Raw genomic sequence first — 15,433 nt, 5'->3', positions numbered from 1 at the left:
TATGAAAATTTTAGAAAATGTAATTGCCAACAAGAACTTGTTGTTTACAGATGCTTCCACCGGTGCTTCCACGCCGGTAGGAACACTGTACCGTTCTTTAGGCCTCAATCCTGTAGAAAAAGGATTGATCTTTTTGTACAATGACAATCAGGTGCCCAGTATTGAAGTCCTCCTCAATTTCTATGGAACCGCGCATGCTATTGCTGTTTTGGGACAGAAACTTCATCCGGAATTTAAAGAACGTCTGGAAGCCGAATACCGTCCCAAATATATCTTCGACCCTGCAAGAGATGAGGTTCAGGGATATTCGTTAAAGGAGTTTTCAGAAACGGTGAAAATCTTTGCTAAGGAAGACTACCAGCCGGAAGTGACGATTCATCCTGACATCAAGATCCTTTTAAGTACTTCCGGAACCACCGGAGTTCCGAAGCTGGTGAAGCTTTCAGATGAAAACCTTTATCAGAATGCAGTAAGCATCCTTCAATACATGCCTATCCTGGAATCTGATGTAGTTCCGCTCAACGTACCGATTAATTTCGTGTACGGTTTTTCTATTTTTACCACCAACTGTATGCGGGCGGGAAGAATCGTTTGTACAGACAAGGACATTATGCAGAAAGCATTCTGGGATGAAATGGAAGAGTATGGCTACAGTACGCTGGGAGGCGTTCCTTATCTGTACGAAAACCTGAACAGAATCGGATTCTTCAGAAAAGACAGTACCAGTCTGAGATACATGACCCATACGGGAGGGGTGATCAATGCTGAATTGAGGAAAACTATCTTCAATTACTGCCTTGAATTTGAAAAACAGTTTTTCGCTCAGTACGGACAAACCGAAGCAGGCGGAAGAATGGCTTATCTTACCACAGATGGTCTTCTTGAAGAGGAAACGTCTATTGGCACTCCTGTACACGGAGGAAGCTTCCAGATCGATCCTGAAACGGATGAACTGCTCTTTTTACATTCAAGCATCAGTGGAGGGTATGCCAACAAACTTGAAGATCTTTCTACCTATGAACAGCCGAAGCTTCTTCATACAGGAGATACAGGCAGAAGAGGGCAGAACGGACTGTATTATATCACAGGAAGAATCAAGAGGATCATGAAGCTTTTCGGGATCCGTCTTAACCTGGATGAGGTAGAGTTTATCCTTAAGAATGAACTGGAAGGCAATACAGTAGTCTGTCTGAACGGCAATGATGAAAAAATCATTGTTCTGTATGACAATATCGAAATTGATCCTCAAACTATTAAAGAAACTATTAAAAATAAGTTGCGCATTAATCCGCAGTATGTACACACCGAGCACATAGAATCATTTCCATTATCACAAAACGGCAAAATCAACTATCCCCTGTTACAAAACTTACAGCATGAAAATATTTAAAACCCCTATATTACTTTTATTTCTTGTCGGTCTTCCGTTATTTGTTTCTGCCCAGCAGAATGAACGCGTCAACGGAAAGATCATGTTGTCTGAAAAAGTGCCCGTGAAGAATGCACTTTTAAGATTAGTCAATACGCCGTATCAGGCTAAGACCAACAGTTTGGGAGAATACTATTTTGATAATGTGCCACCGGGAGAATATACGCTTCAGGTGGTTTTAAATGATATTGAATTAATGCGTGAGCAGATCCGTATTGAAAAAGATGTCTTTGAAATTCCGGTAATTTATCCTGAGACAGAAAACAATGTGATCGAAGGCATTACCGTATATGCGTTCAGCAGAAATAAATTTCTGGACAGAGACAGTACTTCGATCTCTAAAATGCCTTTGAAAAACATTGAAAATCCCCAAATGTACACAAGCATCAACCAGCAGATCCTGAAAGAGCAGTTGGTGTATGATATGTCGGACGCTTTAAAAAACGTCCCGGGTATTGTAAAAATGCAGGGAAGTGCGGGTAGAGCGGGAGACGGAAGTTTCTACTACAATTTAAGAGGTTTTCCTACCAGGGTTTCTATGGTAGATGGTGTTCCTGCAACCACCAACTCTGAAATTGATCCGGCGGATGTTGAGCGTATCGACGTGATCAAGGGACCTTCCGGAACGCTTTACGGAGGTGCGGTTAATTCTTTTGGAGGATTGATTAATGTCGTAACGAAAAAGCCTAAAGATTATTTCGGTGGAGAAGCTTCTTATCTTTTGGGAAGTTATAACCTGAACCGTGTGACCGCTGATGTTTACGGGCCAATCACGGATTCAAGGAAGACTTTATTCCGTTTGAATGCTGCCTATCAGTACCAGAACGGATTCAGAGATTCCGAGTTCAGAAAATCCATGTTTGTAGCGCCTACATTCAGCTACCAGGTGAATGACCGGTTAAAGTTTAATTTGGGAGCTCAGATTTACACCTATGAAGGAACGAATACGCCGATTATCTTTTTACCAAGAACCAGGGCATTCGTCGCAACCACTCCAGATGAGCTTGGATATGACTGGAAAAAGTCTTATTCCAATAATGATATGACTTTAAAAGCACCTTCCATCAATGTAAAAGCTGAGATTAATTATAAAATTTCAGATCAGTGGAGTTCTCAGACTTTGATCTCAAGAAACTACAGAAAAACGGAAGGACTCTATCAGTATCAGTTCATGAGAGGAAAAACGGATAATCTTTTAGAACGGAATGTACAGTGGCAGAATGGTGAAGGAGCGTCTACCAGTATTCAGCAGAACTTTAACGGAGAATTTAAAATAGGAAAAATAAAAAATAAGGTTCTTGTAGGATTAGATTATTTAAACCAGTCTTTGAACAATAATCTTTCTCCAATTGTTGTTTTTGATTACATTGATCCCAGAAATCCTACAGCGCCAGTGGAACTGCCAATAACAGGAACATATGGTAATATAACTAAAGATTTAGCGTTACAAAAAATTCAAACTTCTACAGCACCTTTAGTACGAAATACGGCATCAAGCAATATTTATGGCGCTTATATTTCCGATGCGGTATACATTACAGACCGTTTGGTTGCTTTGCTAAGTTTACGTTTTGACCATTACGAAAGCAAAGGCCAGCTTGATCTGGTTAAGAATACGAATACGGGGACATTCAACCAGAATGCGTTGTCTCCAAAACTTGGTTTATCCTATCAGATCTTCAAAGACCGTCTGTCTGCCTATGCTAACTATATGAATGGTTTCAGTAATGTAGCTCCGGTTGCTCAGCCGCTTGCAGACTTTAGTGGAGATTTCAAACCGCAGAGATCTAATCAGTGGGAAGTGGGATTCAAAGGAAATCTTTGGAGAAACAGAGTGAATTTTACAGTAGGATATTATGATATTCTGGTCGACAATATGTTAAGAGCAGATGTTGTGACCCGCGGCGGAACAAGCTATAATGTGACCATCCAGGACGGAGAACAGAGAAGTAAAGGGATCGAAATTGAAACCATCCTGAACCCGATTCAGGGTCTGAACATTATGGCAGGATATTCTTATAATGACAGTAAATTTGTAAAAGCTGCTGCCAATGTAGATGGACGTCGTCCATCATCTTCAGGTCCGGCTAATGTATTCAATTCATGGGTAAGCTATATATTACCGATCCAGGGACTTTCAGGTCTCGGATTAGGTTTTGGGGTGAACCGTGTGGGTGAGCAGATTAGTGTAGACAACTCAGCTACCGGACAGTTTATATTCCCGGCTTATACTTTAGTGAACGCTTCCGTATCTCTTGAAAAAGAAAGATACAGACTAGGATTTAAAATGAATAATTTAGGAAATGCGCAGTATTTCGCAGGACAGGGTGTTATAGTAGCCCAAATGCCTCGTAACTTTGTGGCGGAGATTACTCTTAAGTTTTAATATGAATTCTATACTCAGAAAGACAGCCTATCAATTACATCTATGGCTCGGACTAACGTCCGGGCTTATCGTTGTGATAATGGCGGTGACAGGATGTATTCTCGCTTTTGAAAAAGAACTGAAACATGCCATACACCCGGAGAAATATTTCGTCAAAACCATAAAAAAAGAAAAACTGCAGTTTTCTGACCTGAAGTTAAAAGCTGAGCAGGCACTTCCGGACAGTTTAAAGGTAAGCAGGGTAGAAATATCCTCAGATCCATCCAGAAGCTATGCGTTCCGCTCCCTGAAAATGGATAAGGAGGCCTTGACGTATTGGGGTTCTTATATTCATTATTACAGGGTTTATGTGGATCCTTACACCGGAAAAGTTCTTGAGGTGGAAAATGCCAAAAATGATTTTTTTGAGATCGTGATGGATCTTCACCGCAGGCTTTTATTGGGTGAAAAAATTGGTAAAACCATTACCGGATACTCTACACTGATATTAGCGATCATGCTTTTTTCAGGACTGGTGATCTGGTTTCCGCGTAAAATGAATAAGAAAGCATTGAAAGGAATGTTTCTCATTAAAACATCAGCTAAATGGAAAAGAATCAATTATGATTTGCACAATGTCCTGGGATTTTATGCCGTTATTCCTTTATGCCTTATTTCATACGCAGCATTGATATGGAATTTTGAAGACGTTGACCAATGGGTAAAAAAAACACTGAACGGAAAAACTAAAACTGAACAGAAGGCTAAAAGTACCATTCCTTCCGAAGGGTCTTCAGACAAAAAAAGCATCTTGAATATTGTAGGAAACAGGGTAGAAAAGAGCCTGGCTGATAAAAAATCTGCACTCATCAGCTTCCCTAAAACAGAAGAAGGAACTTATTATGCTGAGGTAACCTATGGTGATAAGCAATACCAGAATGAGCAGTTTAGTTTTGATCAGTACTCCGGTGCAATTTTAAAGTATCAATCCTATAAAGACAGGAACATCGGATATGGAACTGCTTTAAGAGAAAGAAATTATGACCTTCATACAGGAAGCATCTTTGGAATGACAGGCCGGATTGTATATCTTTTTGCAGGCATGATTGCGGCTTCACTTCCTATTACAGGATTTATTATTTATCTGAACAGAAAAAAGAAGAAACCCAAGAAAAAGAACGTGAAGGTAGTGGTCTCCACAAATTAAAAAAACAAAAAAAAACAGATAAGTGTAACCTGACCGTTACACTTTTTTTATCCCTTACATCTCAAGATTTTGCCGATTCACAAAACGCAAACATCTGTGAAAATAAGTGTTATCTGTGGTTAATTTAACTCTGTCATTTAAAATCAATTTCCTCCGGACATTAATATGGTTGTCTATTCTCGCCCTAAACTTTTTTAAACATTAAGATAAATGAAGATAATAAGATTAGTTAAGAAAAATCAAAGATTTTTTTAAGTTGTAGATCTTAAAGCGAAGCTAAAACTTAATATTCTTAAAAGCTTAATAATGCTTAATGGTTTAAAATATTATTCTCACAGATTAAAAAGATCAGGCAGATTTTCCTGTTATGGTAAAGAAAATCATAGATTTTACAAAAACTTAAGTGTACTTTTTTACGATAAGCTTTTAAACTTTAAATAAACTTAAGTGTTTCAGGAAAACTTTTGTGACTTTTGTGGTTGATATTTTTTGCTTACATACAGCTTCATAAAAACGTAATCATCTGCGTGATCCGTGTGATCTGCGGGAAATTTCATATCAATTATTTGTAATGACTCTGTTATGCAAATCTTCTCGCTTCATCAGATCAACTTATTGATCAACTTTTTCAATACTTAAAATGAAAAGTGTCAAACATAAAACTTTGCGTAGTAAATTACAGTAAGTATATTTTTTATCCCACAGATCCTACAGATTCTACAGATTTCACAGATTCATAAAAAACAATTATCTGCGTGATCCGTGTGATCTGCGGGAAATTTCATATCAATTATTTATAATGACTCTGTTATGCAAATCTTCTCGCTTCATCAGATCAACTTATTGATCAACTTTTTCAATACTTAAAATGAAAAGTGTCAAACATAAAACTTTGCGTAGTAAATTACAGTAAGTATATTTTTTATCCCACAGATCCTACAGATTTCACAGATTCATAAAAAACAATTATCTGCGTGATCCGTGGGATCTGCGGGAAATTTCATATCAATTATTTGTAATGACTCTGTTATGCAAATCTTCTCGCTTCATCAGATCAACTTATTGATCAACTTTTTCTATACTTAAAATGAAAAGTGTCAAACATAAAACTTTGCGTGGTAAATTACAGTAAGTATATTTTTTATCCCACAGATCCTACAGATTTCACAGATTCATAAAAAACAATTATTTGCGTGATCCGTGGGATCTGTGGGAAATTTATAACAATTATATTATAGCAGCTTTCTAGTATGATCAGAAAGAATTTCAATACTCTTCTCCATTTCCTCAAAGTTGAGATTTCCAAACCCCAGCCTCATCGCTGTAAGATCTTTCGTCTGGTAGAGTAATGTTTTAGGAATAAACAAATTATTCTGCGCACAGTTCCGGCTCAGTTGCATCAGATTGACCGGAATATTCCATTCCAGCCAGAAAGCAAGACCTCCCGATGGCTTTTGGAACTTTATCAATCCGTGTAAATTTTCTTCAAGCAGTTCTGCAAAATAATCCCGTCTTTCCTGATAAACCTTTAAAGATTTTTTCAGATACCGATGTATTTCACCTTCCTCAATCATTTCACCCAAAGCTCTTTCCATTAAAATGTCTCCCTGACGGTCTATGATTCCGAGATATTTCCTCATCTCAACCATCAGATTTTCCGGAGCGACAATAAATCCGGTTCTGAACCCCGGAGCCAGCGATTTCCCAAAAGATCCGATATAAATAACCATTCCTTTCGTATCCGCACTTGCTAAGGGTAGAATAGGGCTTTTGTCATAATGAAATTCATAATCATAGTCATCTTCAAGAATGATAAAACCATACTCATGGGCAAGATCCAGCAGTTCAAGTCGTCGCTGAGCACTTAAAGCAACGGTAGTGGGATAGTGGTGATGCGGCGTGAGATAAAGCATTCTGATCTGCTGCTTTTTACAGGCTTCCCGGACATTTTCAACGATAATTCCTTCTTCATCTATGGGCAGAGATACAATATTGACACCCGCTTTCTGGAAAATCATATTCACAGAAAAATAACTCAAAGCTCCGACTAATACCGTATCTCCGGCAGACAGTAGAATTTCAGATACAATATAAATACTCATTTCCGTACTTCGGGTAATAAGAAGATTGTTCTTTGAAATAGGCAGTCCGCGGGATAGGTTAAGGTAGTGTGAAAGGTGTTCCTTAAAAAATTCACTTCCGTCGTGATTGTAATGTCCAAGCATTTTCTGGTTGGATTTCCGTTTCAGAATAGAACTGTAAAACCTTGAATGTTGCCCGATCTGAGTCAACCTGATATCCGGAACTCCATCATTAAAAACATACTCGCAGTCTGAATGTTCAAAAGGATTGTCTAAAATATTCGAAGTTTTAAATGAAAAACCTGTGGTTTCAGGATAATTCTGAAGACTGTTTTTTTCAAAGTCTTTAACTTTTACAGGCTTTTCCTGATTTTCCCCGATGATGAAAGTTCCTTTGTTCGGAAGACTTTCTACCCAACCCTGTGCAGACAATTCATCATAAACCGCTACGGCAGTATTCCTGTGAATTTCCAGAACTTCACTGAATGTCCGGGTTCCCGGCAGCTTGGTGCCATAAGGTAAAAAGCCCCTTTGAATAGCATTAATCAGTTGATTGGCAATCTGCATATAGATCGAAGTCTCTGAATTTCTGTCAATTTCTATAAAACTTTGATAAGGGATCTTAACCGGACTATCCATAATATTAAAACTGGCACCTATTAGTGGTCCGGCAATATACTAATTTTGATTCAAAATAAAAATCTATGGAATTTCAACCATTGCTTGAAAGAATTGTACAGGATGGCGTAATCCATGCCAAATGGCTGAACACGCTTTCGTTCATGGAAAATGCTGGAGCCAGAAAGATCTCTAAGTGTGAGCATCCGGTTTCCGTTACGCTGATCCAGCTGAAACATGCTGCTGAAGAACACCGTCACGCTTATTATCTGAAAAAACAGATAGGAAAAATAGATCCCGAATGGTGTAAAACCTATGAAGCAGATGAACTTCTTGCTCCAATTGCGACCCGACAGTATCTTCATTCATTGGATGTAAAGGCTTGCAGGTATCTTCAAACTGTATTTACTCTGAATAAGGAAGAGTTGAAATATGCAGCTTACCTTTTTGTAACCTATGCTATTGAAGTCCGTGCAGATGAATTATATCCAGTGTATCAGGATATTCTGACCAAAGCATCTTCGAGGATTATGGTGAAATCCATTATTCTGGAAGAAGAGGGACATCTTGAAGAAATGATCAATCAGCTCAATGAATTTTCTCCGGATTGGAACCAGCATGCAGAAAATATCCTGACGATAGAAAAAGAACTGCATGATCAGTGGATCAATGCTATAGCTGAAGAAGTTTCCCAATTAGACTATGCTTAAAAAATTTCAGGAAGCCCTCGATAAAAGAATGGAAGTAGGAATATTAAGAACGTTAAAGCCAAAACTTAATGGTATTGATTTTTATTCCAACGATTATCTTGGCCTGGCAGGAAATGAAGAACTTCAGGCACAACTGCTTCTGAAAGTTCAGGAAAATCCTACACTTCTTTCCGGGAGCTCCGGTTCAAGACTGATCAGCGGAAACAGCAATACAGCGACTGAAACGGAGCACTATATTGGCCAACAGCATCAATATCCTGCGGCTTTGCTTTTTTCTTCCGGGTATAATGCCAATCTGGCTCTATTTTCTACACTGTCGGACCGTCATGATACGATTATTGTGGATGAACAAATCCACCGTTCTGTACATGATGCCTGCAGGATGTCTCATGCAAAGAAATTAAAATTCCGTCACAATGATCCAGAAGATCTGGAAAGTATGCTGAAAAAGCAGACCGGACCTTGTTATGTTGCTATAGAAAGTCTGTATTCAATGGATGGGGATCTCGCCCCTCTTCAGGAAATTGCGGCTTTAACGAGAAAATATGATGCCTCACTGATTGTAGACGAAGCCCATGCTTTCGGAGTTTTCGGATATGGATTGATTGAGAAATACGATTTACATCATGATGTTTTTGCTGCAGTAATAACTTATGGAAAGGCTTTGGGAGCCCATGGCGCAGCCATTCTTTGTGATGAAACAGTGAAATCCTATTTGGTGAATTTTGCGTCTCCTTTTATCTATACCACAGCAGCACAGGATTTTCTATGGATGGCTATCCAAACAGGTTATGAATTTTTAAAACAAAAACCTGAGCTGTCAGAAAAGCTTAATCAAAACATTAGCATTTTCAGAAATCAAAATATAGACACCCCATCTTCAGAATTGAGCCCTATACAGGCTGTATTGATTCCTGATAATCAGCAATTAAAAAACTTACAGAAAACATTATCGGATCATGACTTTTTAACCTATGCCGTCTACAGTCCCACCGTAAAAACAGGAACTGAAAGACTCAGAATATGTTTCCACAGCTTCAATACAGAAGAGGACATTGTAGAACTAACGAGAATTATTAAAGAATTTATTTAAAACAAGTCAATAACACCAAACCCGCAACTCCGCAACTTGTAATCTCAAATGAATCAACTATTTATCACCGGAATTGGCACCGAAGTAGGAAAAACAATATGCTCTGCCGTTTTAACACAATATTTTAAAGCAGATTACTGGAAACCTGTGCAGTCAGGAGACCTTGATAATACGGACAGCCATAAAATAGAGTCATGGACAGAGGATACCGTCTGTCATCCGGAAACCTACCGTCTTCAACTGGCTGCATCTCCGCATCAGTCTGCCAGGGAAGAAAATATAGAAATCAATTTAAATAAGTTTCAGCTTCCCAAAACAGGTAATAAACTAATCGTGGAAGGAGCAGGAGGGCTTATGGTCCCGCTTACGGATGAGATTTTTATGATAGATCTTATAGAACGGTTTAATCTTCCTGTAGCGTTAGTAGTCAGGAATTATTTAGGGTGTATTAACCACAGTTTACTTTCCATCATGGCCTTAAAACAAAGAAAACTCAAGCTGGAATACCTGATTTTCAACGGAGCTTTTCCTCCAGATACTGAAAGAGTGATCTGTAATTTTATTAAAAGAGAAACCAGAATCATCTACATTCCTGAAATCGACCAGCCAACCAAAGTCAGCATTAAAGCTGCCGCAGAACAATTAACAAAAACAAATTTATGATAATGGACAAAAAAACAAGCATCAGAAACAACTGGACCAAAGAAGAAATAGAAGAAATTTACCATCAGCCTCTGCTGGAACTGATTTATAAAGCATCCACCATCCACCGTGAATGGCATGATCCGACTGAAGTACAGATCTCCACCTTACTATCCATTAAAACAGGAGGATGTCCTGAAGACTGCTCGTACTGCGGCCAGGCAGCCAGATATCACACCAACATCAAGGTACAGGCATTGCTTCCGACAGAAACCGTTATTGCTCACGCTCAAAAAGCAAAAGACAGCGGATCGTCCCGTTTCTGTATGGCTGCAGCATGGCGTGAAGTCCGCAACAACCGTGATTTTGACCGTGTAATCGATATGGTAAAAGGAGTGAATGAACTTGGACTGGAAGTATGCTGTACGTTAGGAATGCTCACCGAAGAGCAGGCTATTCGTCTTCAGGAAGCCGGTTTATATGCTTACAATCACAATCTGGATACTTCCGAACAATATTATGAAGAGATTATCTCCACCAGAACTTTTGATAATAGAATTAATACGATTAATAATGTAAGAAATGCAGGAATAACAGTGTGTTCAGGAGGAATTATAGGACTGGGAGAAACACATAGAGACAGAATTTCAATGCTTTTAACGTTAGCAACGATGCCGAAACATCCGGAATCTGTTCCAATCAATGCATTAGCAAGGGTAGCAGGAACGCCGCTCGAGGATAACGAAAAAGTAGACAGCTGGGAAATGGTACGAATGATTGCCACGGCAAGAATTGTCATGCCTTCTTCAATGGTCAGATTAAGTGCCGGACGTATTGAAATGAACGAAACAGAACAAGCCTGGTGCTTTATGGCCGGAGCCAATTCCATCTTCACAGGAGAAAGAGAAACCTTATTGGTAACTCCTAATCCGGGCGTTTCCGAAGATATGCAGATGCTGGAAAAATTGGGTCTGAAGCCGATGAAAATGAAGGAGAGTAGCTGTTGCTAATCTTGTTTCTCGATACGAGGCTCGGGCCACGATTTGGCTTGCAGAGCTTCCTTCTTCTAATCTCTAATTTCTAACTTCTAAAAAAGATGAATACATTAATACAGTCCCTCCTTGCGGAAAGAGACAAAAACGTCAACTGGCATCCTTATACCCAAATGAAAACGGCCGGAGATGCCATTCCTATTGTAAGAGGTAAGGGCGTTTATTTGTTTGACGACGATGGTAAAAAGTATATCGATGCGGTTTCGTCGTGGTGGGTGACTTTGCACGGTCATGCCCATCCTTACATTGCCGAGCGGGTATATCAGCAGCTGACTACTCTGGAACAGGTTATTTTTGCAGGATTTACGCATGAACCGGCTGTTCAGTTGTCAGAAAATTTATTGAACCTGCTTCCGAAAAATCAGAAAAAGGTTTTTTATTCGGATAATGGCTCGACGGCAGTGGAAGCGGCCCTGAAGATGTGTATTCAGTATGCCTATAATTCAGGAAAAGAAAAAACCAAGATTCTTGCTTTTAAAAATGCTTACCATGGTGATACGTTCGGGGCGATGTCCGTAAGCGGAAGAAGTGTCTGGACAAAACCTTTCGGAAGTATGCTGTTTGAGGTGGTTTTTATCGATACGCCCAACGCAGAAAATCTGGAAAGCTTAAAAATTCAGATCAGTGAAATTGCAGAGGAAACGGCCTGTTTTATCTATGAGCCTCTGGTACAGGGTGCAGCAGGCATGCTGATATATGAGGCTGAACATCTGGATGAGCTGATGAAGTTTTGCAGAAGCAAAGAAATCCTGATGATCCAGGATGAAGTATTCACAGGTTTCGGAAGAACAGGGAAACTTTTTGCCGCCAATCATCTTGCAGAAATACCGGATATTATGTGCTTTTCAAAAGGCCTCACCGGAGGAACGATGCCAATGGGAATTACCACTTGCTCACAGGAGATTTTCAATGCATTTTTATCCGATGACAAATACAAAACACTGTTTCACGGACATTCTTTTACCGCCAATCCATTAGCCTGTACTGCGGCCTTGGCCAGCATGGAACTTTTATTACAGGAAGAAACATTAGCGGCCATTGATCGTATCAGCAGACAGCATTCTGACTTTACGGACATTCTTGAACAGCATCCGAATGTTGAAAATGTACGCCAGACCGGAACAATTCTGGCTTTTGAGCTTAAAACAGATCAGCATACATCTTATTTTAACGAGGTGGGAAAAGTTCTGTACGATGAATTTTTACAGCGTGGAATCATTATGCGTCCTCTGGGAAATGTAATGTATCTGGTTCCCCCTTATTGCATTACTGCAGAAGAACTGGACTTTACTTACCGGAATATTCTGGAGGTGCTGGACACTTTTAAGAATCAAGTTCATTTCCCCATTCATGCAGCTGGTCAAGAATAGGACCTAATTTACGGGCTCTGTCAGTAAGCTTATAATACACTTCCGGAGGAAAATTATAGACTTCAATCCGTTGAATCATCTGATTTTCCTCCATCTGTTTAAGTTGCTCTGAAAGCACTTTCTTTGAAACTCTGGGCATTTTTCGCCACAATTCTACAAATCGTACCTGCTCTTCCTCAAAAAGATTCTGAAGAATCAGGGGTTTCCATTTTCCGGAAAGAATATCCAGGCTACGTCTGAGTCCGCAGTTTTTAAATTCTTCAAAATTCATTATCAAATATTTTTATGGTTAACCTTTTGGTAACCGTCTATTATTGAGCCTTGATTTAGCCATAGTTTTGCAGGACAAAATTAAGCAAAATGAAACTGAAATTATGGCGCAATGCCACATTAGTAATCCAAATCGGAGACAAAAATATTTTAATCGACCCGATGCTTGGAGCAAAAGGTTCTCTGGGGAAATTTCCAATGACGGATAATGAACTGCTCAATCCTTTGGTTGATCTTCCATTCAGTGAAGAGGAATTAAAAGATCAACTTTCAGGAATAGATGCCGTGGCTGTCACTCATCTTCATCCCGATCACTGGGATCCCAAAGCAGTTGAACTTTTGGATAAAAATATTCCTCTGATCTGCCCTGAAGTCATTTCGGAACAGATCGCTCAATCTGGTTTTAAGAATATAATTTCCGTTAAAGATCATATCATCTGGGAAAATATCAGCATCTCCATTACAGAAGGACAGCACGGAACCGGAGAAATCGGAGAGAAGATGGGAGAAGTCAATGGCTTTGTTTTTAAAACGGAAGAAAAAACGCTTTATATCGTGGGTGACAGCATCTGGTACGAAAGAATTGCAGAAGAAATTGATAAGTACAGGCCACAGCATATTGTGGTTGCAGGGGGAGCCGCAACTTTTGCAGTTGGAGATCCTATCATTATGACCAGTCAGGATATCATTAAGGTTTGTGAGTATGCACCGGAGGCCACCGTTTTGGTCACTCATCTGGAAGCTGTAAGCCATTGCAAAGAAGACCGGAAGTTTATTCAGGAGGAAATTATTAAAAACGGACTTCAGGAAAGGTGTTTTGTTGTACAGGATGGTGAAGAATATCCTTTAGATTAAATTCTGAAGACCTCAAAATTATTCGGCAATTTTTAGTTTTCCCTGGTGGATTAAGTTCCCGAAGCCAACAGCAGAAACAGGCGATGGCGCATTTTTTGAATGCTCCTCCTAAATTAATTTCTATGCTTACCTTATTTCTCTTGGAACTTAACTGGAAAGAATTGCTGATGGGACATGAAGAATGGTCCTTTCTGCTGGAGATCATTCTCCGTACTTCCATTATGTTTCTTGCCATTATCATTGGATTGAGAGTTTTAGGCAAAAGGGGAGTCAAGCAGCTTTCTGTTTTTGAACTGGTCGTTATCATCGGTTTGGGTTCTGCAGCAGGCGATCCAATGTTTAACAAAGATGTCGGCATTGTTTCTTCAATCCTTGTTTTTGTTGTCATTATTCTTTTATACAGGATCATTACTTTTTTTATCGGAAGAAGCAAAGAGTTTGAAAAAATGGTGGAAGGAGCTTCCATATGTCTGATCCGGGATGGCGAATTTGCCATTGATAATTTTAAAAAAGAAAACCTTGGCAGCGATGAGTTTTTTGCAGAACTGAGATTAAGAGGCGTTTCCCAATTGGGACAGATAGAAACGGCTATTGTAGAAAGTTCCGGACAAATCAGTGTTTTTTATTACGAGGACAAAGAGGTGAAACACGGACTTCCGATTATGCCCGAGTCCTTAAAATATACATTAAAAAATATAAGCAAAGAAGGTCAGTATTCCTGTACATTTTGTGGACATACCGAAATGAAACAACAAGGAAAAGCCGGAAACTGTCCTAAATGCACGAAAGATGAATGGGTGGAGGCAAGCAGTAAAAGAAGAGTGACATAAGTTAAGACTTGAGCCTCTCAACAAATCTTTACCGCTACATTATCACTAAATTTGTAAGATTAAATAATATTGTACGAAGCATGGAACAGACAGACACATTGAGAACTTTGAACTACTCAGGTATCTTTCTTTCCTGCTTTTCAGAGTACAGCGAAAAATGCATTCATGCAACTCCTGAACATGTTCTGCTGTATCTGTATTCCGGAGAGCAGATCATAGAGGACAGAGGAGAAAAAGTTGTGATCAAAGCAGGGGAGTGTGCCTTTATCCGACGCGATCATCGGCTCATCATGTATAAAAATAGTGTAGGAAAAGATTTATACAAAGGGATCTCACTTACTTTTGAAAGATCTGTTCTTCGAGAGTTTTACAGCAAAATGAACAGGTCTGAAATACCAAAGAAACCCTCAGTTTCAGAAAAAAATATATTTAAACTTGAAATCCGTCCCGATATTACCAGCTTGTTTCAGTCTTTAACGCCTTATTTTGATGGCCATATAAAACCTACCGAAGGTGTTGCTCATCTGAAACTCCTTGAAGGGATTTATGCCATTCTCAATAGTTCTGAAGATTTATATCCTGTACTATTCGATTTTACAGAACCCTGGAAAGTAGATATTCTGGGATTTCTTAACGAAAATTACAGGGATGATCTTACCATGGAACAGATTGCCTCCTATACGGGCAGAAGTCTCGCCACATTTAAACGGGATTTTAAGAAAATAAGCCATCTCACCCCTCAGAAATGGCTGATAAAAAAACGCCTCGAAGTCGCTTATTTTAAGCTGAAAGAAGAAAATAAAAAAGTGCAGGACGTTTATATGGAAGTGGGATTTAAAAATCCGTCTCATTTTTCCACAGCTTTTAAAAAAGAATATGGTTTTTCACCATCCGATCTATAATTACCACAC

The 15,433-nt window shown here is 39.2% G+C and carries 13 protein-coding genes; 11 read left to right on the top strand and 2 right to left on the bottom strand.

All coding sequences use genetic code 11. From position 1 onward, the window contains the following. Position 1 precedes the first annotated feature (1 nt). From BUC06_RS13675 to BUC06_RS13665, 3 genes are read left to right on the top strand one after another with little or no spacing between them, the layout of a single operon-like run. Positions 2-1,390, top strand: coding sequence for an AMP-binding protein (locus BUC06_RS13675; RefSeq protein ID WP_073334568.1), 1,389 nt, complete (start codon positions 2-4; stop codon positions 1,388-1,390). Continuing rightward, positions 1,377-3,815, top strand: coding sequence for a TonB-dependent receptor (locus BUC06_RS13670; RefSeq protein ID WP_083564073.1), 2,439 nt, complete (start codon positions 1,377-1,379; stop codon positions 3,813-3,815). Before BUC06_RS13675 ends, BUC06_RS13670 begins: the two co-directional genes overlap by 14 nt. 1 nt (position 3,816) lies before the next feature. Next, positions 3,817-5,001 (top strand): PepSY-associated TM helix domain-containing protein, encoded by a 1,185-nt coding sequence (locus tag BUC06_RS13665; RefSeq protein ID WP_073334567.1) that lies wholly within the window; start codon positions 3,817-3,819, stop codon positions 4,999-5,001. Positions 5,002-6,233: 1,232 nt separating this feature from the next. On the opposite strand, the gene BUC06_RS13660 is transcribed toward BUC06_RS13665, so the two are convergent. Then, positions 6,234-7,721 carry an aminotransferase-like domain-containing protein gene (locus tag BUC06_RS13660; RefSeq protein ID WP_073334566.1) on the bottom strand — a complete coding sequence of 496 codons (1,488 nt, stop codon included), beginning with the start codon at positions 7,719-7,721 and terminating at the stop codon, positions 6,234-6,236. A 65-nt stretch (positions 7,722-7,786) separates the two neighbouring features. On the opposite strand from BUC06_RS13660, the gene BUC06_RS13655 reads away from it, so the two are divergent. From BUC06_RS13655 to bioA, 5 genes are all read left to right on the top strand, one after another. Beyond that, complete coding sequence (locus BUC06_RS13655; protein ID WP_073334565.1) at positions 7,787-8,410, top strand: hypothetical protein; 624 nt, start codon at positions 7,787-7,789, stop codon at positions 8,408-8,410. Continuing rightward, on the top strand, positions 8,403-9,503 hold the full coding sequence (locus BUC06_RS13650) for an aminotransferase class I/II-fold pyridoxal phosphate-dependent enzyme (protein WP_073334564.1): 1,101 nt from the start codon (positions 8,403-8,405) through the stop codon (positions 9,501-9,503). Before BUC06_RS13655 ends, BUC06_RS13650 begins: the two co-directional genes overlap by 8 nt. Positions 9,504-9,551: 48 nt before the next feature. Beyond that, positions 9,552-10,166, top strand: coding sequence for a dethiobiotin synthase (gene bioD, locus BUC06_RS13645; protein ID WP_073334563.1), 615 nt, complete (start codon positions 9,552-9,554; stop codon positions 10,164-10,166). A gap of 2 nt (positions 10,167-10,168) precedes the next feature. Continuing rightward, positions 10,169-11,155 carry a biotin synthase BioB gene (gene bioB / locus BUC06_RS13640; protein ID WP_073334562.1) on the top strand — a complete coding sequence of 329 codons (987 nt, stop codon included), beginning with the start codon at positions 10,169-10,171 and terminating at the stop codon, positions 11,153-11,155. A gap of 86 nt (positions 11,156-11,241) precedes the next feature. Continuing rightward, complete coding sequence (gene bioA, locus BUC06_RS13635) at positions 11,242-12,567, top strand: adenosylmethionine--8-amino-7-oxononanoate transaminase (protein ID WP_073334561.1); 1,326 nt, start codon at positions 11,242-11,244, stop codon at positions 12,565-12,567. Here the strand turns inward: bioA and BUC06_RS13630 are convergent. Next, on the bottom strand, positions 12,521-12,838 hold the full coding sequence (locus tag BUC06_RS13630; protein ID WP_073334560.1) for a winged helix-turn-helix transcriptional regulator: 318 nt from the start codon (positions 12,836-12,838) through the stop codon (positions 12,521-12,523). The genes bioA and BUC06_RS13630 overlap by 47 nt on opposite strands. A gap of 89 nt (positions 12,839-12,927) precedes the next feature. Here BUC06_RS13630 and BUC06_RS13625 point away from each other — a divergent pair, with 89 nt between their 5' ends. The 3 genes from BUC06_RS13625 to BUC06_RS13615 all read left to right on the top strand — a co-directional run bounded on the left by BUC06_RS13625 (position 12,928) and on the right by BUC06_RS13615 (position 15,424). After that, on the top strand, positions 12,928-13,692 hold the full coding sequence (locus BUC06_RS13625) for an MBL fold metallo-hydrolase (RefSeq protein WP_073334559.1): 765 nt from the start codon (positions 12,928-12,930) through the stop codon (positions 13,690-13,692). A 122-nt stretch (positions 13,693-13,814) separates the two neighbouring features. Beyond that, positions 13,815-14,522 carry a DUF421 domain-containing protein gene (locus tag BUC06_RS13620; protein WP_083564072.1) on the top strand — a complete coding sequence of 236 codons (708 nt, stop codon included), beginning with the start codon at positions 13,815-13,817 and terminating at the stop codon, positions 14,520-14,522. A gap of 80 nt (positions 14,523-14,602) precedes the next feature. Further along, a complete protein-coding gene (locus tag BUC06_RS13615) occupies positions 14,603-15,424 on the top strand; it encodes a helix-turn-helix domain-containing protein (protein ID WP_073334558.1) in 822 nt (273 codons plus the stop codon). Positions 15,425-15,433 lie beyond the last annotated feature (9 nt).

This window comes from Chryseobacterium carnipullorum (genome assembly GCF_900142785.1).
GTDB classification, from domain to species: domain Bacteria; phylum Bacteroidota; class Bacteroidia; order Flavobacteriales; family Weeksellaceae; genus Chryseobacterium; species Chryseobacterium carnipullorum.
The sequence above is the reverse complement of the archived record's forward strand: the minus strand, read 5'-3'. Positions and strand labels throughout refer to the sequence as shown.